This is a genomic window from Actinomycetota bacterium (genome assembly GCA_036280995.1).
In the GTDB taxonomy this organism is placed as follows: Bacteria; Actinomycetota; CALGFH01; order CALGFH01; family CALGFH01; genus CALGFH01.
Genome location: DASUPQ010000076.1, coordinates 1 through 2,525 on the forward strand (window position 1 = coordinate 1; position 2,525 = coordinate 2,525).

At 71.8% G+C, this 2,525-nt stretch carries 3 protein-coding genes; all 3 read right to left on the reverse strand.

The genetic code is table 11. The annotated features are described in order from the left end of the window. Window positions 1–258 precede the first annotated feature (258 nt). Window positions 259–1,317 carry an SIS domain-containing protein gene (locus VF468_02095; GenBank protein HEX5877107.1) on the reverse strand — a complete coding sequence of 353 codons (1,059 nt, stop codon included), beginning with the start codon at window positions 1,315–1,317 and terminating at the stop codon, window positions 259–261. 19 nt (window positions 1,318–1,336) lie between these two features. After that, window positions 1,337–2,314 carry a BadF/BadG/BcrA/BcrD ATPase family protein gene (locus tag VF468_02100; protein HEX5877108.1) on the reverse strand — a complete coding sequence of 326 codons (978 nt, stop codon included), beginning with the start codon at window positions 2,312–2,314 and terminating at the stop codon, window positions 1,337–1,339. Continuing rightward, window positions 2,311–2,525, reverse strand: a 215-nt coding sequence (locus tag VF468_02105) for an MFS transporter (protein ID HEX5877109.1), incomplete at its 5' end; no start/stop codon positions are given. The genes VF468_02100 and VF468_02105, both read right to left, overlap by 4 nt.

Below are 2,525 nucleotides of genomic sequence, written 5' to 3' on the forward strand. Positions count from 1 at the left end.
CCGGGCTAGGCCTGGAGTTTCGGGGCGAACCCTGAACAATCAGGTCTGGGGCCGAGGTGACGATGCCGCCGCGGGGGAATACTCCCCTCCTTTGGTCCATTCTCTCAGGTCGAGCGGCGAATAACGAAATCGTCTCGATCGGCTGGTGTCGCCGCCCAGGGGCGGCTCGGCCAGCCGGGCAACGCCGGAGCGAACGTCCACCGCCAGACCGCCCAGCTCGTACGCGCCGTCGGGCATGCCCGACGGCGCGTACGGCGTTCAGAGGGTCTCGGTCACCTTCCGCAACCCGCGTGGCGCGTCCGGGTTGCCGCCCCGGGCGATGGCCAGATGCTGGGCGAGCTGCTGGAACGGCAGGATCTCCAGCAGCGGCGACAGCTCCTCCGGGGTGCCGGCCGGCAGGGCGACCCCGACGGCCGCGCTGTCCACCGCGGCCGCGCTGCCGACGCAGAACACGTCAGCGCCCTGCTCGGCCAGCCGGGGCAGCACCTGGCCCATCGCCTCACCGCCGACGCCCTCGGCGACGACCGCCAGCACCGGCACCTGCGGCTCGATCATGGCCAGCGGCCCGTGCAGCAGGTCGGCGCCCGAGAACGCCTGCGCGGACAGGTAGGAGGTCTCCATGAGCTTCAGCGCGGCCTCCCGCGCGGTCGGGTAGGAGTAGCCACGGCCGGTGGTCACCAGCCGGCTGGCGAACCGGTAGCGCTGCGCCAGCAGGGCGATCCGGTCGTCGCCGGCCAGCACCTGCTCCGCGAGCTCCGGCAGCGCCTCGGCGGCCTCGCCGTGGCCACCACGGACCCGGTCGAACAGCAGATAGAGGGCGAGCAGCTGGGCGGTGTAGGACTTGGTCGCCGCAACGGCCAGCTCCGCCCCCGCCCGTACGTCGATGTGGGCCTCGGCGGCCTGGGCCAGCGCCGATTCGGCCTTGTTGGTGACCGCGATCGTCAGGGCGCCGCACTCACGGGCGACCTCGAGCGACTGGACCAGGTCCGGCGAGCCGCCCGACTGGCTGACGCCGATCATCAGCACGCCGTGGAGGTCCGGTCGGGAGCCATATGCGGTCATCGTCGACGGCGAGACCAGGCCGCAGGGCAGCTGCAGGCCGATCTCGGCGACGTACTTCGCGTACAACGCCGCGTGATCGCTGGTGCCCCGGGCGACGAACTGGACGAACCGCGGCTGGTACGTCGCGATCAGGTCGGCGGCCCGGGCGAGGTCGCTGTCGGGCGCCGAGGTCTCGGCCAGCAGCCGGCGCCAGACGTCCGGCTGCTCGGCGATCTCGGCCGCCATCAACGATCCGGGGGTGGAGGTGGTGGTCATCGGTGTCAAGGTTCCTTTCTCAGTTGTGGACGGGGAGGATATCGGCGGCCAGTCGGGCGGCTCCATGAGCAGGATCGCGGTCGAGCACCCGTACGTCGAGCAGACCACGATCGCCGAGCAGGGCCGCAACCCGGGAGGACAGCGCCGTCTGGTGGACGAGCACGCCACCGCCGAGCACGACGGGCAGCGGCTCGCCCAACACGTCGACCACGGTGCCGACCAGATCAGCCAGCGCGCCTGCCCCCCGGTCGATGATGCCGGTCGCGGCCCGGTCGCCGGAGTCGGCGAGCTCGAAGACGACCCGGGCGTGCCCGGCCCAGTAGCGGCGCTCGGGCTGGCCGTAGAAGTGGTCGATCAGCTGGGCCGGACGCTGCAGGCCGCAGTCCGCGGCCAGCTGCTGGGACAGCCGGTCGGGCCGGTGGCCCAGATCGGCGAGCCGCAGGGCGTGCCGGACGGCCTCCCGGGCGATCCAGTATCCGCTGCCCTCGTCGCCGAGCAGATACCCCCAGCCGCCGGCTCGGGCGACCCGACCGCCGCCCACACCTGAGACCGGGGTACGGCCCCAGGCGACCGAGCCGGTGCCGGCGATCAGGGCGACGCCGTGCTCCAGTCCGGCCGCGGCCAGGATGAGCTCGGTGTCGTGCACGATCCGGACCGAGGCGGCCGGGACCTTCGACGAGATCAGGTCGCGGAGCCGAAGCTCGGCCTCGACCGTGTCGACTCCCGCCGCTCCGGCGCAGATGGCCCGGATCGGCGCGCCGTCGGTGGCCCGGTCGAGCTGGTCGAGGATGGTGTCCAGCTGGCGACCGGCCTCGATGATGCCGACCGAGGCCAGGTTCGCACTGCCGGCCAGGACTTCGGCCACGATCTCTCCCTTCATTTGGCTGACGGCGTGGGTCTTGGAGCCACCGATGTCGATGCCGACCACCTGGCCGAGCTGCTTCTCCACGGTGTCCTCCGATGTGTTGTTCGACGTGTTGTCCAGCGGGGCGTTCATCGGGCGTCCCCGGTCTCGATGTCGACGCCACCCGACGGCGTCTCGGTGGGCCAGGTGCCGCCGTTCTCCCAGTAGTGCCGGATGTCCTCCAGCGGCCGACCCTTGGTCTCCGGGGCGAGCTTGAAGACGAAGAGGAAGGCCGACAGGGCCAGCACACCGAAGACCACGAACGTTCCGGCACCGCCGAGGCGGGTGAGCATCGTGAGGAAGA